This is a genomic window from Nocardia sp. NPDC003269 (assembly GCF_042888005.1).
Taxonomy (GTDB): domain Bacteria; phylum Actinomycetota; class Actinomycetes; order Mycobacteriales; family Mycobacteriaceae; genus Nocardia.
The window spans coordinates 1,318,048-1,341,209 of sequence record NZ_JBIAPA010000003.1 but is presented as its reverse complement, the minus strand read 5'-3'; the positions used below and the strand labels follow the sequence as shown (position 1 = coordinate 1,341,209).

Here is a 23,162-nt window from a genome sequence, read left to right as displayed (position 1 = left end):
ACTCCCGCAATGGATTTACTGATCTCGCTACGAACATCCGTACGAGACAGGAGCGCGCAATGGTCGACGTCAGCGACGCGGACAGCTGGTCCGGTGTTGCCGATGCCGCCGGGGTGGGCCCGGGGGAGAACATCCGGCTGTGACAGAGACGAGGGTCCGGGGGTCGTGGGTTCGACGGCAGGGTACGAGTATCCGGATACGGGTGCTGGCGATCGCGCTCGTTCCCTGTGCGGCGCTCTTTCTCACCGGGACGGTCACTGTCGCCGTGCTCGTGGACGAGGCGCGCGCGGCTTCCCAGTGGTCGAAACATCTGAACGACGCGGTCGATCCGCTCGTCGTGTTCATCGTCGAAGTGCAGAACGAGCGATCGCTGAGTCTTGCCGCGCTGAACGGTGACTCGACATCGGCGGCCGGATTGCCGGCACAGCGAGCCAGGACCGACGCCGCGCTCGCCGAGATCGGCCGCCGTACACCGGAGCTGGAGAGGCTGGCGCCGGACGGGGTGGACAGGTCCTCGACGGTCTACGTCGATCTCGTCGCCGCCGCGCCCGGGGTTCGGCAGGCCGTGGATCTGGGGCACACCGACATCGGCTCGGTCGACGACTTCTACCGTCGACTCGCCGGTGTCATCGCCACCGGCCTCGAAGGCCTCGCGATCGCCGTCCCGGACCCACGGACCGCCGCGGCGGAGATGACCGCGGCGGATCTGATCCAGATGGCGGAGTTGCATTCCCGCGCGTTCGCCATCGGTGCCGCGCGGGCGGCCCGCGAGGAATCGCTCTCGGTCCAGGAACGCCGTGTCTTCGCGCAACTCGTCGGCGGATATCGGCACCAGCTCGAGAATCTCACCGGACGGCTCACCGACGGTGGCAGGCAACGCGTCGCCCGGCTCGTCGAGACCGCCGCATGGCGAACCGCGACCGGATCACAGGAGCTGCTCGCCGAGCGCGGCACTATCGAGATCCCCTTCACCGAATGGCAAGCGGCCGAGCGAGTCGTGGCCGCCGAACTCATCGGTGTGTTCCGGGATCACGTGTATCACGCGAACGCGCAGGCCTCGGCGGCAGCCGATCGGTCGATCCAGCGATCGCTCGCCGTGGCCGCTCTCATCACGGTGATCTCGATCGGCGCCTTCGTCATGGCGCTGCGGTTGGCCAACCGCCTGATCCGCCGGTTGCGTTCGCTGCGTTCGCGAAGCTTGGAGCTGGCCAACGAGACACTCCCGTCGATCGTGCGCCGGATCCATGACGGCGAGCAGGTCGATGTCGTCGCCGAGACGACGATGCTCGATACCGGGCAGGACGAAATAGGTCAGGTGGCTCTGGCATTCGGCGCGGCGCAACGCACCGCGATGGTCGCGGCCGCGGCCGAGGCGCGGACGCGGGACGGGTTCAACAAGGTCTTCCTGGACATCGCCCACCGCAGCCAGGTGCTGGTGCGCCGCCAATTGGATGTGCTCGACATCGCCGAGTCCGAACAGCACGATCCGGAGCATCTCGAATTGCTCTTCCAGCTCGATCATCTGGCGACCCGGGCCCGGCGCAATGCCGAGAACCTGCTCATCCTCGGCGGCGAACAGCCGGGGCGGCGCTGGCGGCAACCCGTCGCGCTCGAGCAGATCGTGCGCAGCGCGGTCTCGGAGACCAACGACCTCACCCGGGTCAGCGCGATTCGGCTGCCGCAGGTCCATGTGCTCGGTGGGGTGGTCGCCGACCTCATCCATCTGCTCGCGGAGCTGATCGACAACGCCACCCTCTTCTCCCCGCCGCAGTCGCTGGTGTCGGTGCAGGGGAACCGGGTGGGTCGCGGTGTGGTGGTCGAGGTGGAGGACCAGGGTCTCGGCATCCGGTTCGAGGAGCGCGAACGGCTCAACGAACTGCTGCGTGAGCCACCGGACTTCCAGGAGATCGCGCTGGCCGGGCACCGCCCACTCGGTCTCTTCGTCGTCAGCAGGCTGGCCGAGCGCCACTCCATCACCGTCAGTCTGCAGGATTCGGCCTACGGCGGGGTCAAGGCGATCGTGCTGATTCCGGCCGAGCTGCTCGCGGCCGAGCCCGAAGACCACGTCGACGAGCCCGTGCCGATGCCGCGCGCACGGGCCCGCCATGCGGCGGAGACGGTGCCGCGCGGCCACGATCTCCCGCAGCTGCCACCCTGGCCGGGCGAGGTATTCGACGAACCGGCCGGAGTGCGCACCGCGCCGACGGAGCAGGCGCCGCCCGATCGGGTCACCCCGTCGGTGCTCCCGACGGCGAGCGCCGGCACTCGGCGCGCCCCGCTTCCGAAACGGCGCAAGCAGACCCACCTCGCACCGCAGCTCCAGGTGACCGACGAGCCGCCCGCCGCGGCACGCCCGCCGTCGCCGGACAGCGGGCGCCCGGCGACGGAAATCCGCCGCTCGATGTCGGCTTTCCAGCAGGGCACCTTCCAGGCGCGCAACTCCGCCGCGCCCGACCGATAACAACGGATGGTCAGAAACATGAACAACGACGCGACGATGCAGGGGCGTCAGACCCTGGATTGGGTCCTCGACGGGCTGATCGACCGCACCCCGGGATCCGAGCACGCCTTGGTGCTCTCCGCGGACGGCTTGCCGCTCGCCCGATCGAGTGCGCTGACCCGCGAGGACGCCGAGCACCTGGCCGCGATGGCCTCGGCACTGCACAGTCTGGCCCGCGGCGTAGGCAGCCGTTTCGGCAAGGGCGCGCTGCAGCAGACCGTCGTCGAACTCGACGCGGGCTACCTCATCGTGACCGAGGCCGGACACGGGGCGTGCCTGGCCCTGCTGGCCGCGATCGAGGCCGATCTCGGCCTGATCGCCTACGAGATGAACGTCATCGTCGGGCAGGTTCGCGATCAGCTGAGCGCCGCACCGCGCCTGGCGTCGCACACCCTGCGCGTGCCCCCGATGCCGTGAACCGACACGAAGGCCAGGGCTGGGACTTCACCGACGACCCGGGCATGCTGGTGCGGCCGTTCGCCGTGACGCGGGGCCGGGCAGGCCGGGACCTGCACGCGCTCGACATGCTCACGCTCGTGGTCGCGGTGCGCTCCGAGACCGATCTGACCGGGCTCGATCGGGAGTACGCCGAGATCGTCCGGCTCTGCCGGGGCAGACCGCTGTCGCTCGCCGAGCTGGCGGCCCACCTCGATCTCCTGCTCGCCGCGGTGAAGGTCCTCGTCAGCGACCTGATCCAATCCGGGCACGTCATCTTCCGATCGCCGGCACCGCCCTCGAGCGGGCCGGACCCGAAACTTCTCCAGGCGGTGCTCGATGGTATTCGCAGAATCTGACCTCGCGGGCCGGACCGAACTCGGCGCGATCGATGCCGTCAAGATCCTGATCGCGGGCGGCTTCGGCGTCGGCAAGACCACGCTCGTCACGACGATCAGCGAGATCGCGCCACTGCGCACCGAGGAGCGGCTGTCCGCCCTCGGCGCCGAGGTCGACGATCTGACCGGCGTGGAGACCAAGACCACGACGACCGTCGCGTTGGACTTCGGCCGGGTCACGCTGAGTCCGCAGCTGGTGCTCTACCTCTTCGGCACGCCGGGTCAGGACCGATTCTGGTTCATGTGGAAGGAGCTGTCGGTCGGCGCGCTGGGCGCGGTCGTGCTCGCCGACACCCGCCGGCTCGAGGACTCCTTCGGCGCGATCGACTACTTCGAGTCCCGGCGGATCCCGTTCCTCATCGCGGTCAACTGTTTCGACGGCGCCGACGTCTACGACGAGCACGAAATCCGTGCCGCGCTGGATGTTTCGGGCGATGTCGCCATCACGCTGTGCGACGTGCGCGATCGGGAATCCGCCAAGGAGGTCCTGATCCGTCTGATCGAACACCTCATGGCGGGGTGATCGTTGGACGGTGTCTACCCCGCGCGTGGCCGTACCCTGTTGAGGGCCTGCATGTTTGGTGGCCGTAGCCCGTAGGATGGAGCCTGATGGACCACACGGACCCTTTCCCTCGACCTGTTCCGTTCACCGTGCCGAAGCTGCTTGTGGGCCTAGGGCTGTTACTTGTCGTCGCCGCGGCGATCGCCTCCTTCACTTTCACCTCCACCCTCGCGCGGATCGCCGGCGTCCCCGAGGACCTGACCTGGCTGTGGCCGGTCGTCGCCGGGCTCACCGTCGCGCTGGTGGCCTGTACCTTCATCACCCTCGTGGGTATCCGTGACGAGAAGGCCACCTCGCTGGTGCGGGTCTACGAGCTGCTGCTCGTGGCCGCCGTGCTGGCGAGTGTCTTCGGGAACGTGATCGCCATCGCCAGGGAGCCGATCGAGCTCGGCACCCTCGGGATCGCGACCGTCGTCGCCATCCCGCCGGTCTGCCTGATGATCTGCGTGGGCAACTACCTGCTGCTCACGGCCGTCGTCCCCGTCCGCATCGTCGCCGCGATCCCCGAGGACGACTGGCGGCTGCGGGCCCTCGGCATCCCGAGCCCGTCGGCGCCGCCGAAGGAGCCGAGCGCCGCGCCGAACGAGAGCGCCTCCTGGTGGGACCAGTACCGCAGCGAGGCCAGGACCCCACCGACGACCCCGAAGACCCGCACCTAGCCGGCCCGAGCCGGGTCGAAGACGAGTCATGGGTGTCTTGATGCAGAATGTGAAGGTGAAGGAAAGACCTGAGAGGAAGTTCGGAGTGTCCGCCGCTGTGGGATCGATGGGTGTCGCGACGCCTGTTCGCGGTTAGTTCGATGTCGGACCAGGAAGCCGGGTCGGGGCCTGGTGGAAATCGATTCGACGCGGTGGAGCAGCTGCGTCGGAAGTGGGAAGAGTCGAAGGCCGCCGACGGTGGATCCGGTGCGGCCGAGGCCGGGGCGTCGAATGTCGTCCGGCTGCCGCGGCGGCCGCGGCGAGGTCGTGAGGACGCCGGCGAGGCCCGGCGCCTGCCCTGGTATCCGGAGGCCGTGTACGACCCGGCGCCGACCCGCCCGGTGACGCGCGCGGAGTTGCAGGGGGAGACCGGCTCGTGGTCGGCCGACGCGCAGGGGCGGCCGGTGCCGCCGGGCGGCGGGAGCGTCGAGCACGAACGCAATGTCATCGACTTCGGTGCGTCGCGCCGGAAACGCGCCGGGACGGAGTCGTCGCCCGCGGGACAACGGCCGACCATGAAGCCACGCAGGGTCGGGCCGGTCGACCGGAAAACGGGCGGCGAACCGGGCTCCTCGGAGCACTGACGCGCGATTCCCGGCCGGTGTCACCCGGCGCGGACGATGTCGCGCGCGAACCCGGCGTAGCGGGCGGTGACCTGGTCGGGGCGGTAGTTCAGGTTCGGGTCGTACCAGTTGGCTACCCGCATGTTCATACTGGCGATCGCGATGGCCGCCAGGTATGGATCGTCGACCGTGAACTCGCCGGCGGCCGCGCCGTCCCGGATCGTGTCGACGAGCAGCTGAAAGCACTTGTCGCGCATCGTGAGCGCCGGTTCCGCCCGCTCGGGGGCCAGGGCGTGGAGTTCGTTGTTGACGACGACCGCCAGCGGGGCGTAGTCGATGTGTAGCCGGACGTGGGCTTCGACCAGGGCCGTCAGCCGCGCGGTCGGTCCGGCGACGTCGGCCGACGCCGCGCTGAGCCGGTGCCACATCTCCTCGTGCCCGATCCGGACCAGTTCGACGAGCACGTCGTCCTTGGACGGGTAGTGCGCGTACAGGGTGGCGGTGGTGATGCCGACGGCCGCGGCGAGTTGCCGGATGGAACTGCCGTGGAAGCCGTGCTCGGCGAACAGGGCCAGCCCGGCTCGCAGGATCGCGCCCCGGGTCCCGGGCGGGGTCGCCGCCTCGGGCAGCGTCGGCGCCTCGGCGGCCAGCCTGCGCTGCCGGAGGGCGATCTCCCGCACGTCGGGTCCTGACATGCCCACTCCTTGTCTCCCTGACGATCGATCGGTTGACAGTGTACCGGCCCATCTGTGACCCTGATCACGAAGCCGATCGATCGATCGGTAGGGAGAGTGGGTCAGGATGACGAAGACCGTGGCGGAACCGATCGTGTCCACCGGTGGCGGACGGATACGGGGCCGCACCAGCGCCCACGGTGTGACGAGCTTTCTCGGCATTCCGTACGCCGCCCCGCCGGTGGGTCCGGCGCGATTCCGGCTGCCCGAACCGGCGACTCCCTGGGTTGGCGTGCGGGACGCGCACGAGTTCGGGCCGACCTGCCCCCAGCTGCCCTATCCGGGACCGATGCAGGCCCTCATCGGCGGCCCGGCGATCGCGGGCGAGGAGTGCCTGAACCTCAATGTCTGGACGCCGGACCCGGCAGGCGCCGGCCTGCCGGTGCTGGTCTGGATCCATGGGGGCGCGTTCACCCGCGGCGGGAACTCGCATCCGCTCTACGACGGTGCCGCGTTCGCCCGCGACGGTGTGGTGCTGGTGTCGATCAACTACCGGCTCGGCATTCCGGGCTTCGCCGTGCTTCCCGGCGCCCCGCTCAATCGCGGCCTCCACGACCAGGTGCTGGCACTGCGCTGGGTGTCGGAGAACATCGCCGCGTTCGGCGGCGATCCCGGCAATGTCACCGTGTTCGGCGAGTCCGCGGGCGCGATCAGCGTGGCGTGTCTGCTGACCGCCGCGCCTGCCGTCGGCCTGTTCCACCGCGCCGTCCTGCAGAGCGGCAACGCCTCGGCGGTGGCCACCACGACGGATGCCGCCCGCGTGACCGCCGAAGTCGCGCAGCTGCTGGCCACCTCCGCGACCGCGACGGACTTCGGCGAGCTGTCGCCGGAGCGCCTGCTGCAGGCTCAGGCCGACGTGGGAACGGCGTTGGCGCTCGACCCCGATCCGACGCGCTGGGGTGCCTCGGTGATCGCGGGCGGAGCTGGTCTGATGAGCATGTTCCCGGTCATCGACGACGATCTCGTGTCCGGTGCGCCGCTGGACCAGGTGCGTGCGGGCGCGCGTCGCGGCGTTCCGCTCCTCGTCGGCACCAATGCCGAGGAGTTCCGCTTCTTCGCGGTGCCACTGGGACTCGTGGCCGGGATCGACGAGCAGACGCTGCCCGTGATGCTGGCCCGCGCGGGCATCGGCCCGGCGGCCGTCGCCGCGTGGACGTCGCGCCGATCCAATCCCACGCCCGGCGATGCCTTCTGCGAGATCGTGACCGACCGGATCTTCGGTGAACCCGCCCGGAAGCTGGCCGAGGCCGCCGGGGGTTCCGGCTATCTCTACGAATTCGGCTGGTCCACCGAGGTACTGGGGCTCGGCGCGTGCCACGCGCTGGAACTGCCGTTCGTCTTCGACACCCTCGACCGGGCACACGCGCTGACCGGCGACAACCCGCCGCAGCGGCTGGCCGACGAGATGCACCGCGCGTGGGTTGATTTCGCCACCGACGGCGATCCGGGATGGCCTGCCTACCACGCCGACGCGCCCTTCACACAGACCTTCGATTCGCCGGAGGGACACCGATGACATCCGCACCGCCGGTATCCACCTGGTGCTGGCGACCCAGCGCCCCTCCGTGGCGATGGCGTCGTCTCACCACCCGATTCGCCCACGGGTCAGCGGCGGTGCCGGTGGCCGCCCTCGGCATGGTCCGGGCGATCACCGGCCGATGAGCATGGGGCGCAACGGATTCGCCCGGGGCACCGCGTCACAGGCGCGGCGTTCCCGAGCGAAGCGTCGGCTCAGCCGGTCGATCGGGTCAGCGCTCGTGGCCGTCCTGGGTGTGCATCCCGGCGAGCAGCCGGATGCACACCACCGCCAGCAGCGACAGCCCGATCAGCATGAGCGACAGCGCGGTCGTGGAGCCGGTGCGGTCGAGCAGCTCGACGGCGATCAGTGGCGTCGCGGCGCCGCCGATCACCGACCCCAGCTGGTAGCCCAGCGATGCTCCGCTGTAGCGGACCTCGGGCGGGAACAGCTCGCCGAAGAACGCCGCCAGCGGGCCGTACATCATCGTCAGGAACGTCATGCCGACGGCGAGCCCGGCCGTCAGCCCCAGGAAGGTCTTCGTGTCCACCAGGGTGAAGAAGGGGAAGGCCCACAGCGCGGTGAGCAGCGCGCCCGCGGTGTACAGCGGCCTGCGGCCGACGCGGTCGGACAGCGCCGCGAACAGCGGCATGCAGACGAGCAGCAATGTGGTCGCCAGGCTGAGCGGCAGCAGGACGTCGGCCATCTTCAGTTTCAGGGTGCGGGTCCCGTAGTCGAGCATGAACGTGATGTAGAGGTAGAAAGTCGCGTTCACGACGATGAAGGCGCCGCCCGCCAGCGCCACCCGTCCCCAGTGTTCGCGCAGTACGTCGAGCACCGGCGACTTGCTGATCGACTGCGCCGACGACGCCTGCTCCGCCGATGCCCGCTGCAGGTTCTGGAAGGCGGGCGTTTCCTCGAGCCGGTGATGCACGTAGAGGACGACACCGACGAACAGAATGCTGATCAGGAACGGGATGCGCCAGCCGTAGCTGCGAAAGGCCTCGGCGCCCAAGGACACCGAGAGCAGGAAGTAGGCCGACACCCCGAGCAGCACGCCGATGGGCACCCCGAGCTGGGCGAAGCTGCCGTAGAACCCGCGCTTGTGCGCCGGTGCGGATTCGGTCGCCATCAGGGCGGCGCCGCCCCACTGGCCACCGACCGCGAGACCCTGGGCGAAGCGCAGCAGGGTCAGCGCGACCGGGGCCGCGATGCCGATGGTGGCGTAGGTGGGCAGCAGCCCGATGAGCGCGCTCGCCACCGCCATCAGGGTCAGGGCGGCGATGAAGGCCTTCTTGCGGCCCACCCGGTCGCCGAAGTGGCCCCACACGACGCCGCCGACCGGTCGCGCGATGAAGCCGATGCCGAAGACGCCGAAGGAGGCCAGCACGCCGGTGACCGGGTCGGTGCTGGGGAAGAACAGCTTGGGGAACACCAGCGCCGCCGCGGTGCCGAAGAGGAAGAAGTCGAACCACTCGACACTGGCGCCGACGAGGCTGACCAAGGCCACTTTGCGGACATCGGCCTCGTTGACTGTGGGCGGGCGCCCTGAGCTCGTCGTCATCGCCGGTCTCCTTCGATTGTGCGCATCCACCAGGGCGGATGCCGTTCCACTGGTACCGCTCGAACGCTAGGTTCCGAGCCCGCGCAGGTCAGTGGTCGTGCGAACACCGAACGGCGGCACACAGTGTCGGCCGTCACACTCGACAAAGGGATTCATCAATGCTCGATTCGGTCGGTTCCGCGGATACCGCGCTGGTGCACGAAGTGGTCGGCCGGGTCCGGCGGGAGTTGCCGGCGATGGTCGACCACATCACCGGCCGGATGTTCGCCGAGATCCCGTTCTATCGCGGCGGCGGGGCGGGCACCGTGGCGGAGGTGCGGGCCCGATTGCGGGTGAACCTCGAGGCCGGACTGTCCAGCCTGCTCGGCGTCGGGCACGCGCCGGGGCCACCCGCCGAGACCGGCAGGCTCCGGGCCGGACAGGACGCGCCGCTGGCCGACGTGCTGTGCGCCTATCGCCTCGGCTATCTGGTGCTGTCGAACGCCGTCGTCCGCGCCGGTGCGCAGGCGCCGGCGGTCCCCGCGGAGATCGTCATCGAGCTGCTGCAGGCGTTGTTCCGCAACCACGGCCTCGACGCCGACGCGATGGTCGACGCCTACCGCGAGGAGGCGCACTACCTGATGTCGCAGCGCGAGCGTGAACGCGCGGCCTACATCGACGTCCTGGTCTCCGAGGATCCCGGGCTGGCCACCCTGCTCGAAGTCGCTCGCGCGCTACGCCTTCCCGTCGACGGGGCGTTTCTGGCGATCGCCACGGTGAGTGACCGCGGCCAGGATCCGATGCCGCGGGTCGTGTCGGCCCTGGCGGCGATCGACGTGACGATGGTGTGGCGGATCCGCTACGACACCGCGGTCGGGGTCCTGTCGGTGCGCAACCCGGCCCGTGCCGACCAGGCGATGGCGGTGCTGCGGAGACACACGACCGGTCCGGTGGGCGTCAGCCCGGTCTTCGGGTCACTGCGGCAGACCGCCTGGGCGCTCGGCCTCGCCGAACTGGTGCGCGACGGAATGCCGGGCGCGCCGACGGTCGAACAATTCGAGAACACCCCGCTGAACGTGCTCGTGGCCGGCGGCCGCGACGCCGCCCGCACGACCGCGCGGACGGTGCTCGGCGGCCTGCTGGACGCGCCCGGCGAGACCCAGCGGACCCTGCTCGCCACGCTGCGGGAGTGGGTCGCGGCCGCGGGCTCGGCGGACCGCACCGCGCAGCGGTTGCACTGCCATCCGAACACCGTGCGCAAGCGCCTGCGCCGGCTCGAGGAACTCACCGGGCGCAGCCTGGCCGAACCCGGCGGCATCGCGGAGCTGGTCACCGCCTGCCACGCCTGGACCCAACTCCGCCGCTGACCTCGCCCCGCTGTGGCGGTCGATTCCTCGCCGGGCTCAGGGCGTGACGTTGTCGCTGCGCGGATCGATGAGGATCTTGGCGTGGTGGTCCGGGGATCCCAGGGCGGTGAAGGCCGCGTCGACGCCGTCGAGGCCGACGGTGCCGGTGATCAGCGGGCTGGGGTCGACGGTGCCGTCGGCGATCATGTGCAGGGTGTCGCGGAATTCGCCGGGGTCGTAGCCGAGGACGAACCGCAGTTCGATCTCCTTGTTGATGGCGTTGGCGGGATGGAACGTGTCCTGCTGCATGCACACACCCACGACCACGACGCGGGTCGACGGCGGTGCGTCGGTGAGGATCTGGTCGATGATGCCGGGCACGCCGACGCATTCGAAGACGACGGGACCCGCCGGGCCGCGATCGAGAGTGTGTGCCGCGCGGAACAGGTACCACCACGGCACCTTCGGTACCCGGCGCACCCGTTCCATGACGTCGAAGGCGAGGTTCAGCAGATCCGGGGCGCCGGCGATGCGCGGCGGCTTCGGCGCTGCCGCCCAGGCGGATTCGGTGGTCGGATCGACCACCACATCGGCGCCGCAGGCACGGGCCAGCTCCCGGCGGCGCGCCGAGAAGTCGCTGGCGACCACGGTGCGCACGCCCGCCGCCTTGAGCATGGTGACGACGGCAAGTCCGATCGGTCCGCAGCCGATGACGAACGCGGTCTGGCTCTTGGTGATCCGGCTCTTGCGCACGGCATGCCAGCCCACCGCCATCGGCTCGGTGAGCGCGGCGAGGTCGGGCGAGAGGCCGTTGGGCACCTCGAAGGTCACCGACTCCTGCGTCAGCACCTGTTCGGCGTACCCGCCGGGTGCGTTCACGGACAACCCGGTGAGCTGCGGTTCGCGCTCGCTGCGCAGGATGGGCATCGCGACCACCGGCGTGCCCGGCTTCCAGCGCCGGTGGGTGCGCGGGCCGTATTCGGCGATCTCGCCGGTGAACTCGTGTCCGAGGACGATCCGCTGGTCCGAGCGCATGAAGCCGCTGTAGCCGGTGGCGACGGCCAGGTCGGCGAGCTCGTCGCAGTGTGTCCGGGCGTGCAGGTCCGAGCCGCAGATACCGCAGCGGGTCACGGTGACGAGGATCTGGCCCGGCCCTGGTTGCGGGGTCGGCATGTCCTCGACACTGAATTCGCCCTTGCTGACCACCGACGCACGCATGAGTTCCTCCTAGGCTGGTGCCGGGGCGTCCCCGGGCCCGGGTGGCTCGCGGCACTACCGAGCCGTCTCGGTCGCCATCGTAGCGCCGGCGGTCGGCCGGGGCGGATGATCGCCCCGGCCGATTCCGGGCGCCGATCCCTAGTGGACCGCGCGGTCGGCGTCCGCCCAGTGCAGCTTGCGCAGATCGCGCTTGAGCACCTTGCCCGCCCCGGAAACCGGTAGCGCGTCAAGGAATTCCACGCTGCGCGGCAGCTTGTAGTTGGCGATGTGCTCGCGACAGAACTCCCGGATGTCGGCCTCGGCCGCGGTCTGCCCCGGCGCCAGGACGATCACCGCGTGCACGCGCTCACCCCAGTCCTGATCGGGCACGCCGATGACCGCGACCTGGGCGACGGCCGGGTGCTTGGCCACCGCGTTCTCGACCTCGACCGAATAGACGTTCTCGCCGCCGGTGACGATCATGTCCTTGAGCCGGTCGACGACGAAGACGTAGCCGCGCGCGTCCATGTACCCGGCGTCGCCGGTGTGCATCCAGCCCCCGCGCAGCGCCGCCGCGGTCTCCTCGGGCCGGTTCCAGTAGCCGGACATCACGTGATCGCCCCGGACGACGATCTCGCCGATCTCACCCCGTGCCAGTTCGACGTCGTCCTCACCGACGACGCGGACCTCGGCGTGGACCGCCGCGCGCCCACACGACCTGGTCAGCGCGGGATCGTCGTGGTCCTGCGCGGTGAGCAGGGTCGCGACCGGCGCGAGTTCGGTCATCCCGTAGGCCTGGGTGAAGCGCGCGTTCGCGAGCACGGCCCGCGCCTTGGCCATCACCGTCTCGGAGATCGGTGAGGCGCCGTAGAGCACGCGGGTGAGGCTGGACAGATCCGCGTCGGCCGCGGCGGGGGAGTCGACGAGCAGCTGGATCATCGTCGGTACCAGCAGCGCGTCGGTCACCCGGTGGGTGACGATGGCGTCGACGGTGGCCGACGGGGTGAACGACGGAACGATCACGTGGGTGGCACCGGTCAGATTGCCGACGTTCCACGCCGCGATGTCGGCCAGGTGGAACATCGGCGCGACGTGCAGCAACATGCCGCCGCGGGTGAGCATGTCGGTGGTGACCAGACTGCCCATCGCCGAGGTGAGGCAGGCCCGATGCGACAGCATCACGCCCTTGGGGAAGCCCGTGGTACCGCCGGTGTAGAAGACGCCGTAGAGCGCGTCGCCGCCGCGCCGGGCGTCGGGGATCGGCGCCGTGGCGGCGAGGAGGTCTTCGTAGGCGAGCATGCCCTCGGGCGTCGGACCGTCGCCGGCGAAGACGACCGTGCGCAGGTTCGGCGCCGCGGCGCGCAGCGCGTCGACGGCGCCGGCGAAGGCGTCGTCGACCACGAGGACATCGGTGCCGCAATCGACGAGCGAGTAGGCGACCTCGGCCGCGCTCCAGCGGATGTTGACCGGGTTGACCACCGCGTCCGCCCACGGCACCGCCAGCAGCAGTTCGTGGTAGCGGTCGCTGTTGAGGGCGTAGATCCCGACGCGATCACCGGACCCGACACCGAGCGCGCGCAGTGCCCCGGCCAGCCGTGCGATGCGATCGACCGATTCGGCGACCGTGCGGCGGCGGGTGCCGTAAATCGTGGCGATCCGGTCGGGATCGCGTTGCAGCGCCGCGTGCAGTGATTGCGTGATGTGCACGGCCAACTCCTCTGTTGTGAATACCGATCTGTGTGATCTACATGACATTGTTGCGGTACTTGAGGGAAAGTCAAGGGTCGTGCAACCATGAAGTGAATATTGATTCGCCAAGATAGGTGGTGGTGTGATGCAACGGGTGCAGGTCGCCGGAGTCGGGATGGTGCCGTTCTCGACGCCGAGCAGGAGCGAGCCCTACGACGTGCTGGCCGCGGACGCGGTCCGCAACGCCCTGCGCGACGCCGGAATCGGCATCGACCAGGTGCAGCAGGCCTACGCGGGCTACGTCTACGGCGACTCGACGAGTGGTCAGCGCGCGCTCTACAGCGTTGGCATGACCGGTATCCCCGTGGTCAATGTCAACAACAACTGTTCGACCGGATCGTCGGCGCTGTGGCTGGCGCGCCAGGCCGTCGCCAGCGGCGCCGCCGACTGCGTGCTTGCCTTCGGCTTCGAGCAGATGGAACGCGGCGCCCTCGCCATGAAATGGCAGGACCGGCCCAGCCCGTTCGTCGACTTCATGGCGGCGGCGCACCAGCACCAGGATCCGAGCGACGCGCCGTTCGCCGCGCAGTTGTTCGGTGGCGCGGGCGCCGCGTACGCCGAGAAGTACGGCATCGACCCGGCGACCTTCGCGATGATCTCGGTCAAGGCGCGCGCTCACGCGAAGAACAATCCGTTCGCCGTGTTCCGCGACGCGGTGACCGTCGAGCAGGTGCTCGAATCGCCGCAGATCTTCGGTCCGCTGACCCGGTTGCAGTGCTGCCCGCCCACCTGTGGCGCGGCCGCCGCGATCATCACCAGCGAGGACTTCGCCCGGCGCCACGGCCTGCGCACCGACGTGGCGATCACCGCGCAGGCGATGACGACCGACACCCCCGACACCTTCGACGACCTGCCCAAGCTCGTCGGCTACGACATGGCCCGGCGCGCGGCCGACCAGGTCTACGAGGCCGCGGGCGTCGATCCCGCCGACATCCGGGTGGTCGAACTGCACGACTGCTTCACCGCGAACGAACTGCTCAGCTACGAAGCGCTCCGGTTGACCCCCGAGGGCACCGCGGAGAAGTTCATCCGCGACGGCGACAACACCTACGGCGGCCGCGTGGTCACCAACCCCTCGGGCGGACTGCTGTCGAAGGGCCATCCGCTCGGCGCGACCGGTCTGGCCCAATGTGCCGAGCTCACCTGGCAATTGCGCGGCCAGGCCGACGCGCGGCAGGTCGACGGTGTGACCGTGGCGCTCCAGCACAACATCGGCCTCGGCGGCGCCGCCGTGGTCACCCTGTACGAGAAGGTCGGCTGATGGCCGTCGATATCGAGCGCGCGCTGGCGCTCACCCTGCCCACCTTCACCGTCGACGTCGAGCGCGGCCGGTTGCGCCTGTTCGCGCGCGTCATCGGCGAGACCGACCCGATCTACACCGACGTCGAGGCCGCGCGGGCGGCGGGCCATCCGGATCTGCCCGTCCCGCCGACGTTCTTCTTCAGCCTGATCCTCGAAGCGCCGTCGCCCTTCGGCTATTTCGACGAGCTCGGCATCGACCTGCGCCGGGTCCTGCACGGCGAGCAGGCCTTCGAGTACGTCGCCATGGCCTACGCCGGGGACACCGTCGAGATCAGCGAGCGCGTCGTGGACGTGACCGTCAAACGCGGTGGCGCCCTCGAGTTCGTCACCAAGGAGACCGAATTCCGCCGTGGCACCGAGCTTCTCGCCAAGGCCACCAATGTGGCCGTCGTCCGCAACCCGGAGGTGACCGCGTGAGCACCGAGCTGCTGACCGTCGGCACCGAGCTGCCGCCCCTGGCCCTGCCGCCCATCTCCCGCACCACGCTGGCGTTGTTCGCCGGTGCCAGCGGCGACCACAATCCGATCCACATCGACCTCGACAACGCGCACTCCGCGGGCTTCGACGACGTCTTCGCCCACGGCATGCTCTCCATGGCCTACCTCGGCCGCCTGCTGACCGGCTGGGTGCCCCAGCGCGACATCCGGTCCTTCGCGGTGCGCTTCACCGCGATCACCCCGATCCACGCGGAGCCGACCTGCACCGCGACGGTCACCGCCGTCGCGGACGGACTCGCCACCCTCAGCCTCGCCGTCACCCTCGCCGACGGCACCTCCACCCTGCTCGGCACCGCGGTCGTCGCGGTGCCGGGAACCTACTGATCAGGAGTCACACCAGCATGGGAACACTCGACGGCAAGGTTGCCATCGTCACCGGATCCGGTCGCGGCATCGGGCGCGAGATCGCGCTGAAGTTCGCCGCCGACGGCGCGTCCGTGGTCGTCAACGACCTCGACAAGGACCCGGCCGAGCAGACCGTCGCCGATATCCGCGCCGCGGGCGGCTCGGCGGTAGCGTGCGCGGGCAGCGTCACCGACGACGACTTCGCGGACCGATTCGTGCAGACCGCGGTCGACGAGTTCGGCGGCATCGACATCATCGTCAACAACGCGGGCTACACCTGGGACACCGTCATCCAGAAGATGACCGACGAGCAGTGGGACGCCATCCTCGACGTCCACCTCAAGGCACCGTTCCGGATCCTGCGCGCGGCCCAGCCGATCATCTCCACCGAGGTCAAGCGGGCCAGGGCCGCCGGGGAGACCGTGCCGTGCCGCAAGGTCGTCAACATCTCCTCGATCGCCGGGCTCGGCGGCAACGCCGGTCAGGCCAACTACGCCGCGGCCAAGGCGGGCATCACGGGGCTGACCAAGACCCTGGCCAAGGAATGGGGCAGGCTCAACGTCACCGTCAACACGGTCGCCTTCGGCCTGATCACCACGCGCCTCACCGAAGCGCCCGCCGACGGCAGCGCCACCATCGACGTGGGCGGCCGGGAACTCGCCGTCGGCGTGAACCCGGCGCTGCTCGACGCGATGTCGCAGCAGATCCCGCTCGGCCGCGCGGGCACCCCGGCCGAGGCGGCGGGGGCCGTCTATCTGCTGTGCCGCCCCGAATCCGATTACATCAGCGCCCAGACCCTGGTCTGCGGCGGCGGATACACCATCTGAGAGGGGACGCCACGATGGACCGGGAGATCTTCGAACCCGAGCACGACGCCTACCGCGACAGCGTGCGGCAATTCCTGGCCAAGCACGTCGTGCCGGGCTATCCGGAATGGGAGAAGGCGGGCATCGTCCCACGCTCGCTGTTCACCGACATCGCCGAACTCGGCGCGTTCATGGCGGTGCCCGAGCGGTTCGGCGGCGCGGGGGTACGGGACTTCCGGTTCAACGCGATTCTGATCGAGGAGGCCGCGGCGGTCGATGTCGCCCCCGCGGTCCTCGGTCCGACACTGCAAGCCGACGTCTGCATGCCGTATCTGCTCGAGCTGACCGACGACGAGCAGAAGGCGCGCTGGCTGCCCGGCGTCGCCACCGGCGAGACGATCGTCGCGATCGCCATGACCGAGCCGGGGACCGGGTCCGACCTCTCCGGTATCCGCACCAAGGCGGTCCGCGAGGGCGAGCACTATGTGCTCGACGGCGCGAAGACCTTCATCACCAACGGCATCAACGCCGATCTGGTGATCACCGCGGTGCGCACCGGCGAGCACCCGCACCGCGGTATCAGCCTGATCGTGGTCGAGCGCGACACCGAGGGATTCACCCGCGGGCGCAACCTGGAGAAGGTCGGCCTGCACGCCCAGGACACCGCGGAGCTGTCCTTCGCCGGCGCGCGGGTTCCGGCGGCCAACCTGCTCGGCGAGGAGGGCACGGGGTTCTTCGGGCTCAGCAACAACCTGCCCCAGGAGCGGTTGTCGATCGCGGTCGCGGCCATGGCCGGTGCGACCACCGCGCTGCGCGAGACGATCGACTACGTGCGCGAGCGCCGCGCGTTCGGGCGCGCGATCGGCGATTTCCAGGCGACCCGGTTCCGGCTCGCGGACCTGGTCACCGAGGTCGAGATCACCCAGACCTACGTCGACCGCGGCATCACCGCATTGAACGCGGGCCGGTTGAGCGCGGTCGACGCGGCCAAGGCCAAGCTCTGGGCGACCGAACTCCAGAGCCGGGTGATCGACGCCTGCGTGCAATTGCACGGCGGCTACGGGTACATGCTCGAATACCCGATCGCCAGGGCCTATCTCGATTCGCGGATCGCCCGCATCTACGGCGGCACGAGCGAGATCATGCAGGAGATCATCGGCCGATCACTGCGGTTGGGCTGAGCGGTAGCATCCCCGTGGTGTCCTCACCGTCCGCCGCCGTGCGCCGCAAACGTCCGGCCAACCGTCGCGAACTGATCGTCGACGCGGCCGCGTCGCTGTTCGCCGACAGCGGTTTCGAGAACGTCGCGATGAGTGATGTCGCGGCCGCGGTCGGTGTCGGTCCCTCGGCGCTCTACCGGCACTTCACCGGCAAGGACGACCTGCTGCGCGCCGCCATCGAGCAGACGCTCGACCGGTTCGCGAGCACGCTCGACGGCCCCGACGTCCTGGACGCGGTCGCCGATTTCGCGGTCGGCAGGCGCACCGCGCCACTGCTGTGGGTGCGCGAGGCACGCCACCTCCCGCGCCCGCAGCGGCTGGACCTGGTCGCCCGGCTCGACCGGCTGTGCGAGGCGTTCGCGGTGGCGACGACCGGCGACGCTCCCGGCCTCGGCGCGCGATTGCGCGCGCGCATGGCGCTGGCCGCCCTGCTCAGCCCGGCCTTCCACGGCACCACGCTGCCCGTCGAGGAATTCCGGTCGACCCTGGTCGGCATCGCCGCGGCGGTGCTGGCCACCGAGGTGGACGTGCCTGCGCCACCGCTGGTTCCACCACCGGCGGGGTTGGCCCGCGGCAGCAAGCGCGAACAGATCCTGCGCGCGGCCCTGCGGATCTTCGCCGATCAGACCTACGCGAGCACCGGGATGGAGGAGATCGGCGAGGCCGTCGGCCTGTCCACCTCGAGTGTCTACAACCACTTCACCAGCAAGCTGGAGATCCTCGACGTCGCCCTGCACCGGGCCAACGGCTATCTCCAGGTCACCCTGGACGACACGCTGCTGGCCGCGCCCGACGAGGGCGCCGCGCTGCGCGCGCTGGCCGGGGTCTACGCCGACTTCACCCTGCGGCACCCGGCCCTGGTCGACATCCTGGTCACCGAGGTCCGCAGCCTCGGCGCCCAGGCGGAACCGCTGCTGCAGGCCCAGCGTGACTACGTCAGCGAATGGGTCACGCTCTGCCGTGCGGCGCGCCCCGCCCTGACCCGAGAGCAAGCCCTGGTCACCGTGCAGGCCACGCTCATGGCGATGAACGACATCGCCAGGGACAGCACGTTTTCCGATGTTCGCCTGCTGAGCGGTCCCTTGGCCGCGATCGCCGTCGCCGCCCTCGGCCTTCCGGAGCAGACGTCCGGGCGATGACCGCGGCGCGTTCGGCCCACGCGGCGGGCGTCCGCGATGAGCTGAATCGATCGACCGGTGGAGGACGGTCGAAAGGTGTTGCGGTCGGCTATCTTCGAGGGGGAGGAGTCCGGGACCGTCGTCCGGGCTCGGGCAACAGGGGGTAGGACATGAATCCGAGAATCGTCGCCGCCGCGGTGGCCTTGGCCACGGGCGCCGTCATCGCGACCGGGTGTTCGAGCGATGCCGATGTGGTGTCGAAGAATCTGTCCAAGGACTCGGACCAGTTCAAGATCGACCGTCGGGTGGTGTTCTTCAACGGGATCACCGACAAGTACCTGCTGTCCATCGAGGGCAAGTGCTCGATCAAGGACGAGAACAACCAGCTCGAGGTCACCTGTAAGACCGGCGACGACGAGTACAAGAAGCACTTCCTCGGACTCTCCGACAATGTGAGCTACTTCGTGGAACAGCTCGAATCCGCCGAGGTGAGCCGCTATCACTACAAGGTGATCTTCAAGCCCGAGACCATTCTTGCCGACGTCGACCGGCCCTGAGCCGAGCGGCCCGGCGCTCGACCGACAGGTCAGGCGCCGAGCCGCTCGTGCACGAAGGCCGCGGCCTGGTCGCGGTTGTCGTTGACGAAGTATGCGAAATGGCCGTAGCTCAGCGCGTTTCCGAAGCCGGCGGCCGGGTTACCGCCCTGGCAGACCCGGTCGCCCGCGTTGCAGTAGTCGCGCAGGCGGTCGGCGAATTCGGCGAGGGCGCCCACGGGGAGCGACCCGGTGCCGGACAGGGCGGGATCGTAGCTGCCGCGATCGTAGGGTTCGGCGCCGTTGAACAGCGGGCTGCCGAACAGGGCGATGGCGTCGATCCGCGCGGCGGCCTGGTCGGTCACCGCAGCGCGGGCGGCGAGGGTGTTGCCGATGACGCGGGCGCCCTGCGAGTAGCCGAGCAGGACGAGCTGCTGGTCCGGGCAGGCGGCGGCGGTCGTGTTCAGCAGCGCGGTCAGGTTCTCGACGCCGCGCACGGAGCTGTCCGGCGCCATCGAGGCCGGGTACTCCAGCTCGGTCACGGTGGTCGTGCGCCCGGATTCCTGGGCGATCCGCTTGCCGAGCGGGGTCAGGAGCAGGCTGCCGATCTGCGGTTCGAGGGTGCCCCGGACCGTGACGACGCGCACCTCCGCGCAGCCGGTGGGGCCGGTGGACGGCTCGGCCGCCGCGGTCGGGAGGGCCGTGAGCGCCAGTGTCGCCGTGACTGTCGCCGCCGAACGCAGCAGGATTCGGGATCGTCCACGCATGCCGCCCACTGTATTGCGCCGAGGGGCGATGTGGGGCCGGACAGACCGGGTTCGCGCACGTTCTCACGGCCCGCCCCGCAGTGACAGACAGTAAAATTGGGGTATTTCACAATATTGGGACTCGACTAGTGTCGGCGAGCACATTCATAGGAGGTAGCCATGACTCATCTACTGACCAGAACACTTGCCGCCACTGCTCTTTCGGGCGCCATGCTAGGCGCATCCCTGGGTCCGGCGCACGCGGCCCCGGCCCCCGTCGCTCCGATCGCGGAATCCGGATCCGCGTCGGGTTCCGGCGATTCCGGCTCCTCGCTGGCGCCACTGATCACCATCCCGCTCGGCGCGCTCTACATCCTGCTCTGCGACGCCGAACCGAACGGACCGGTCTGCGCCCTGATCTACGAGATCGGCCACGGCAGTTCCGAATCCGACCCGGCCTGATCCCCGGAACATCCCCTACCTGATCCGAGGTATTCCTTCATGGGCCGACTACTCACCACATCCCTTGTCGCGGTGGCACTCTCCGCCGGAGTGGCGCTGGCACCGGCGCAGGCCGCGCCGGCGGTGATCACGCCGGTCGCGGACTCGCCGACCGGATCGGCGTCGGGATCCGCGCGAATCCTGCTGGCCTGGCCACTGGGCTTCGTACTGTTCGGCGCCTGCTTCGCCGACGGCGACAGCCCGACGCACAACCCCCTGTGCCAGGCGCTGCTCGACCTCACCGCGGGCAGCACCGACTTCTGACCCGCCCGACCCACGGCGCCGTCGTTCCCGCACTGCGGGGCGGCGGCGTCGTTCTGTTGCGGCGAGGGCGAATTCACTTCGCGCGGGAAGGTTTTCGCTGCGTCGTGGGGGACAGGCTCTGCCGGACGAAGCGCTGACCGGCCTCGATCGCGGCCGTCAACGCGACGGCGTCCGGCGCGATGAGGTACTGCGCGCCGACGCCGCGCAGCATGCCGACGAGGGTCACCGCGGTCGCGGCCGGGTCGAGCTCGCTGTCCACGGTCGCTTCGGCCTGTCCCGCGCGCACCACGGTCTCCACGCCCAGCCGGAACAGTGCGTCGTCGGCGGCGAAGATCGACCGCAGGGTCGCCTCGTCCGGGATTGCGGAGGACCACATGACGAAGAAGGCCCGACCCGCGTCGGGTTCGGAGACCAGCGCCGACAGGTAGTCCTGGACCAGGCCGACCAGGGTCTCGACGGCGTCGTCGCCTGATTCGGTCATCTTGGTGACGACCCCGGCGACGAACCGCGCCTGGATGTCGTGGGCCAGCCGATCGATGAGCGCGGCCTTGCTGCCGAAGTGGTGGTTGACCAGACCGCGGCTGTAGCCCGCCTCCAGTCCCACATCGGCGAGCGAAGTCCGGTCGACACCGCGCCGCGCGAACAGTGCCGCCGCCGCGTCGAGCAGTGCCTGTTCGGCTTGCGCGGTCCGTTCCTGTTGGGTGCGGCGGGTCGCGGCGGTCGTCGTCGTTCCGGAGCTCGCGGGTGGCTTCTTGCTGGTCTTCCCCTGATTTCCGGTCATGCGGAGAACGGTAGCAGTCAACTTGCTGACCGTTCGACACCGAAGAAACTTGCTTGACGGTCAGTAAGTATCTATGGTTGGTTCGACTGTGACGCCGACCACGGCGCCCGACCACCGAAGGAACGACACATGACCGATGGCTCCGACAGCGTCATCCGCACCGAGCGACGATCCGACGATCAGGTGCTGCTGATCACGATCGACCGGGTACAGCGCCGCAATGCCTTCGACGGCGCGACCGCGCGAGCCATGGAAGCCGTCATCGACGACTACGAGGCCGACGACACACTCCGGGTCGCGGTCGTCACCGGCGCGGGTCCGACGTTCTCGGCCGGACAGGACCTCGTGGCCGCCGCGGTCGGCGACATGGGAGTGTCCGCGCGCCGCGGCGGGTTCGGTGTGCTGGCGAAGCCGCCGGCCAAACCGCTCATCGCCGCGGTGGAGGGCGACGCGCTCGCCGGTGGCTTCGAGCTGTGCCTGGCGTGCGACCTGATCGTCGCCACCGAGGCGACCCAGATGGGCCTGCCCGAGGCGGCCAGGGCGCTGGTCGCGGTCGGCGGCGGGCTGTTCCGGCTGCCGCGCAAGATCCCGTTCAACGTCGCCATGGAACTGGCCCTGACCGGAAGGCCGTTGCCCGCCGCGGAATTCCACCGGATGGGGCTGGTGAATCGGCTGGTGCCGGTGGGCCAGGCCGTGGCGACCGCGGTGGAGCTGGCCGAGCAGATCGTGGCGGCGGGACCGCTGGCCGTCGTGGCGAGCAAGGCGATCGTCGAGCACAGCTACGAGTGGTCCGACGACGAGGCCTGGCAGCGGCAGTGGGAGTTCGCCGGACCCGCGATTCAGTCGGAAGACACCCGAGAAGGAATTCGCGCGTTCATCGACAAGCGCGCGCCGCAATGGAAAGGCCGCTGACATGCTGACCACCCCGACTCTCACCAGCACGTTGCTCGCGGGCAGAACCGCGATCGTCACCGGCGCGGGCAACGGCATCGGCCGCGCGACCGCCGAGGCGCTGGCCGCCAGCGGCGCCCGCGTCGTCGTCGCCGACCTCGACGCCGATCTCGCGAGCGAGGTCGCCGGCGAACTCGGCAACGACGCGGTGCCGTTCGCCGGTGACCTCACCGACCCGTCGGTCCCGGACAAGCTCGTCGCCGCCGCGGCCGCCCTCGGCCAGGGCATCGACATCATCGTCAACAGCGCGGGCTACTTCTGGGACGCCCCCGTGCACCGGATGACCGACGAGCAGTTCCAGGCGATGCTCGACATCCACCTGCTGGCACCGTTCCGGATCTGCCGGGCCGCCGCGCCTTACTTCCGCGACGCCGGTCGCGCGGAGGCTGGCGGCGGCGCCGTCCGGCACCGCAAGATCGTCAATGTCACCTCCCTGGCCGCCAGTTTCGGCACGGCCGGAGCCGCCAACTACGCGGCGGCGAAGGCGGGCCTGATCGGCCTGACCAAGACGCTCGCCACCGAATGGGGCTCGGCCAACGTCAATGTCAACGCCGTCGCGTTCGGCGTGATCCAGACCCGGTTCGGCGCACCGCGATCCGCCGGACAGACCATCACCGTCGACGGGCGCGAGGTGGCACTCGGGGTGCCCGACAAGACGCTCGCGGCGATGGGTTTCGACCCCACCGAGGAGCGTGACCTGTTCGCGCCCCGCCCGATGTTCGGCGCCGCGCTGGGCCGCACCGGAACCATCCGGGAGGCCGCCGACGCCATCTTCTGGCTCGCCTCGCCCCTGTCCGATTTCGTGACCGGTCAGGTCATCCCCGTCAGCGGCGGCGCCCGCGGCGGACTGTCCTGAC

At 69.9% G+C, this 23,162-nt stretch carries 25 protein-coding genes; 19 read left to right on the top strand and 6 right to left on the bottom strand.

All coding sequences use genetic code 11. The features are described from left to right. Positions 1–202: 202 nt before the first annotated feature. The 6 genes from ACFYWJ_RS26200 (at position 203) to ACFYWJ_RS26175 (ending at position 5,177) form a co-directional block, all read left to right on the top strand. Positions 203–2,461 carry an ATP-binding protein gene (locus ACFYWJ_RS26200; protein ID WP_355279465.1) on the top strand — a complete coding sequence of 753 codons (2,259 nt, stop codon included), beginning with the start codon at positions 203–205 and terminating at the stop codon, positions 2,459–2,461. Positions 2,462–2,479: 18 nt separating this feature from the next. Next, on the top strand, positions 2,480–2,917 hold the full coding sequence (locus ACFYWJ_RS26195; RefSeq protein WP_355279462.1) for a roadblock/LC7 domain-containing protein: 438 nt from the start codon (positions 2,480–2,482) through the stop codon (positions 2,915–2,917). Further along, positions 2,914–3,294 carry a DUF742 domain-containing protein gene (locus ACFYWJ_RS26190; protein WP_355279459.1) on the top strand — a complete coding sequence of 127 codons (381 nt, stop codon included), beginning with the start codon at positions 2,914–2,916 and terminating at the stop codon, positions 3,292–3,294. The genes ACFYWJ_RS26195 and ACFYWJ_RS26190 overlap by 4 nt, the downstream gene beginning before the upstream one ends. After that, positions 3,275–3,856, top strand: a complete 582-nt coding sequence (locus ACFYWJ_RS26185; protein ID WP_355279457.1) for an ATP/GTP-binding protein — start codon at positions 3,275–3,277, stop codon at positions 3,854–3,856. Before ACFYWJ_RS26190 ends, ACFYWJ_RS26185 begins: the two co-directional genes overlap by 20 nt. 143 nt (positions 3,857–3,999) lie before the next feature. After that, on the top strand, positions 4,000–4,554 hold the full coding sequence (locus tag ACFYWJ_RS26180; RefSeq protein WP_355279454.1) for a hypothetical protein: 555 nt from the start codon (positions 4,000–4,002) through the stop codon (positions 4,552–4,554). Between the two features lie 110 nt (positions 4,555–4,664). Further along, positions 4,665–5,177: a hypothetical protein gene (locus ACFYWJ_RS26175; RefSeq protein ID WP_355279451.1), complete on the top strand. Its 513-nt coding sequence runs from the start codon at positions 4,665–4,667 to the stop codon at positions 5,175–5,177. Between the two features lie 20 nt (positions 5,178–5,197). On the opposite strand, the gene ACFYWJ_RS26170 is transcribed toward ACFYWJ_RS26175, so the two are convergent. Further along, positions 5,198–5,851 carry a TetR/AcrR family transcriptional regulator gene (locus ACFYWJ_RS26170; protein WP_355279448.1) on the bottom strand — a complete coding sequence of 218 codons (654 nt, stop codon included), beginning with the start codon at positions 5,849–5,851 and terminating at the stop codon, positions 5,198–5,200. A gap of 106 nt (positions 5,852–5,957) precedes the next feature. Here ACFYWJ_RS26170 and ACFYWJ_RS26165 point away from each other — a divergent pair, with 106 nt between their 5' ends. Continuing rightward, entirely contained in the window at positions 5,958–7,406 is a 1,449-nt protein-coding gene (locus ACFYWJ_RS26165; RefSeq protein ID WP_355279445.1) for a carboxylesterase family protein, read from the top strand. A 232-nt stretch (positions 7,407–7,638) separates the two neighbouring features. Here the strand turns inward: ACFYWJ_RS26165 and ACFYWJ_RS26160 are convergent, their stop codons facing one another. After that, positions 7,639–8,970 (bottom strand): MFS transporter, encoded by a 1,332-nt coding sequence (locus ACFYWJ_RS26160; RefSeq protein ID WP_355279442.1) that lies wholly within the window; start codon positions 8,968–8,970, stop codon positions 7,639–7,641. Positions 8,971–9,128: 158 nt separating this feature from the next. Here ACFYWJ_RS26160 and ACFYWJ_RS26155 point away from each other — a divergent pair, with 158 nt between their 5' ends. Beyond that, a complete protein-coding gene (locus ACFYWJ_RS26155; protein WP_355279439.1) occupies positions 9,129–10,316 on the top strand; it encodes a helix-turn-helix domain-containing protein in 1,188 nt (395 codons plus the stop codon). A 36-nt stretch (positions 10,317–10,352) separates the two neighbouring features. Here the strand turns inward: ACFYWJ_RS26155 and ACFYWJ_RS26150 are convergent, their stop codons facing one another. After that, positions 10,353–11,513 carry a zinc-binding dehydrogenase gene (locus ACFYWJ_RS26150; RefSeq protein WP_355279437.1) on the bottom strand — a complete coding sequence of 387 codons (1,161 nt, stop codon included), beginning with the start codon at positions 11,511–11,513 and terminating at the stop codon, positions 10,353–10,355. Between the two features lie 138 nt (positions 11,514–11,651). Further along, entirely contained in the window at positions 11,652–13,199 is a 1,548-nt protein-coding gene (locus ACFYWJ_RS26145; protein ID WP_355279434.1) for a long-chain-fatty-acid--CoA ligase, read from the bottom strand. Positions 13,200–13,323: 124 nt separating this feature from the next. Between ACFYWJ_RS26145 and ACFYWJ_RS26140 the strand changes: the two genes are divergently transcribed. The 7 genes from ACFYWJ_RS26140 (at position 13,324) to ACFYWJ_RS26110 (ending at position 19,086) form a co-directional block, all read left to right on the top strand. Continuing rightward, positions 13,324–14,502, top strand: a complete 1,179-nt coding sequence (locus ACFYWJ_RS26140; protein ID WP_355279431.1) for a lipid-transfer protein — start codon at positions 13,324–13,326, stop codon at positions 14,500–14,502. Then, positions 14,502–14,960, top strand: coding sequence for a MaoC family dehydratase N-terminal domain-containing protein (locus tag ACFYWJ_RS26135; RefSeq protein WP_355279429.1), 459 nt, complete (start codon positions 14,502–14,504; stop codon positions 14,958–14,960). The genes ACFYWJ_RS26140 and ACFYWJ_RS26135 overlap by 1 nt, the downstream gene beginning before the upstream one ends. Then, a complete protein-coding gene (locus ACFYWJ_RS26130; RefSeq protein ID WP_355279426.1) occupies positions 14,957–15,364 on the top strand; it encodes a MaoC/PaaZ C-terminal domain-containing protein in 408 nt (135 codons plus the stop codon). The genes ACFYWJ_RS26135 and ACFYWJ_RS26130 overlap by 4 nt, the downstream gene beginning before the upstream one ends. A 17-nt stretch (positions 15,365–15,381) precedes the next feature. Continuing rightward, positions 15,382–16,212 carry an SDR family oxidoreductase gene (locus tag ACFYWJ_RS26125; protein ID WP_355279423.1) on the top strand — a complete coding sequence of 277 codons (831 nt, stop codon included), beginning with the start codon at positions 15,382–15,384 and terminating at the stop codon, positions 16,210–16,212. A 14-nt stretch (positions 16,213–16,226) separates the two neighbouring features. Beyond that, complete coding sequence (locus ACFYWJ_RS26120) at positions 16,227–17,372, top strand: acyl-CoA dehydrogenase family protein (RefSeq protein ID WP_355279420.1); 1,146 nt, start codon at positions 16,227–16,229, stop codon at positions 17,370–17,372. A 17-nt stretch (positions 17,373–17,389) separates the two neighbouring features. Beyond that, positions 17,390–18,550: a TetR/AcrR family transcriptional regulator gene (locus tag ACFYWJ_RS26115; RefSeq protein WP_355279417.1), complete on the top strand. Its 1,161-nt coding sequence runs from the start codon at positions 17,390–17,392 to the stop codon at positions 18,548–18,550. A 149-nt stretch (positions 18,551–18,699) separates the two neighbouring features. Further along, positions 18,700–19,086 carry a hypothetical protein gene (locus ACFYWJ_RS26110; protein WP_355279415.1) on the top strand — a complete coding sequence of 129 codons (387 nt, stop codon included), beginning with the start codon at positions 18,700–18,702 and terminating at the stop codon, positions 19,084–19,086. Positions 19,087–19,115: 29 nt separating this feature from the next. Here ACFYWJ_RS26110 and ACFYWJ_RS26105 read toward each other — a convergent pair whose 3' ends face one another. Next, a complete protein-coding gene (locus ACFYWJ_RS26105) occupies positions 19,116–19,829 on the bottom strand; it encodes a cutinase family protein (RefSeq protein ID WP_355279412.1) in 714 nt (237 codons plus the stop codon). A gap of 210 nt (positions 19,830–20,039) precedes the next feature. Here ACFYWJ_RS26105 and ACFYWJ_RS26100 point away from each other — a divergent pair, with 210 nt between their 5' ends. Both ACFYWJ_RS26100 and ACFYWJ_RS26095 read left to right on the top strand, forming a co-directional pair. Continuing rightward, positions 20,040–20,270, top strand: coding sequence for a hypothetical protein (locus ACFYWJ_RS26100; RefSeq protein WP_357349044.1), 231 nt, complete (start codon positions 20,040–20,042; stop codon positions 20,268–20,270). 39 nt (positions 20,271–20,309) lie between these two features. Continuing rightward, positions 20,310–20,573, top strand: coding sequence for a hypothetical protein (locus ACFYWJ_RS26095; protein WP_355279407.1), 264 nt, complete (start codon positions 20,310–20,312; stop codon positions 20,571–20,573). A gap of 73 nt (positions 20,574–20,646) precedes the next feature. Here the strand turns inward: ACFYWJ_RS26095 and ACFYWJ_RS26090 are convergent, their stop codons facing one another. Continuing rightward, entirely contained in the window at positions 20,647–21,354 is a 708-nt protein-coding gene (locus tag ACFYWJ_RS26090; RefSeq protein ID WP_355279405.1) for a TetR/AcrR family transcriptional regulator, read from the bottom strand. A gap of 129 nt (positions 21,355–21,483) precedes the next feature. On the opposite strand from ACFYWJ_RS26090, the gene ACFYWJ_RS26085 reads away from it, so the two are divergent. Both ACFYWJ_RS26085 and ACFYWJ_RS26080 read left to right on the top strand, forming a co-directional pair. Then, positions 21,484–22,266: a crotonase/enoyl-CoA hydratase family protein gene (locus ACFYWJ_RS26085; protein WP_355279402.1), complete on the top strand. Its 783-nt coding sequence runs from the start codon at positions 21,484–21,486 to the stop codon at positions 22,264–22,266. Position 22,267: 1 nt separating this feature from the next. Further along, the gene (locus tag ACFYWJ_RS26080) at positions 22,268–23,161 is read left to right on the top strand and encodes an SDR family oxidoreductase (RefSeq protein ID WP_355279399.1); all 894 of its coding nucleotides are present in this window, start codon (positions 22,268–22,270) and stop codon (positions 23,159–23,161) included. Position 23,162 lies beyond the last annotated feature (1 nt).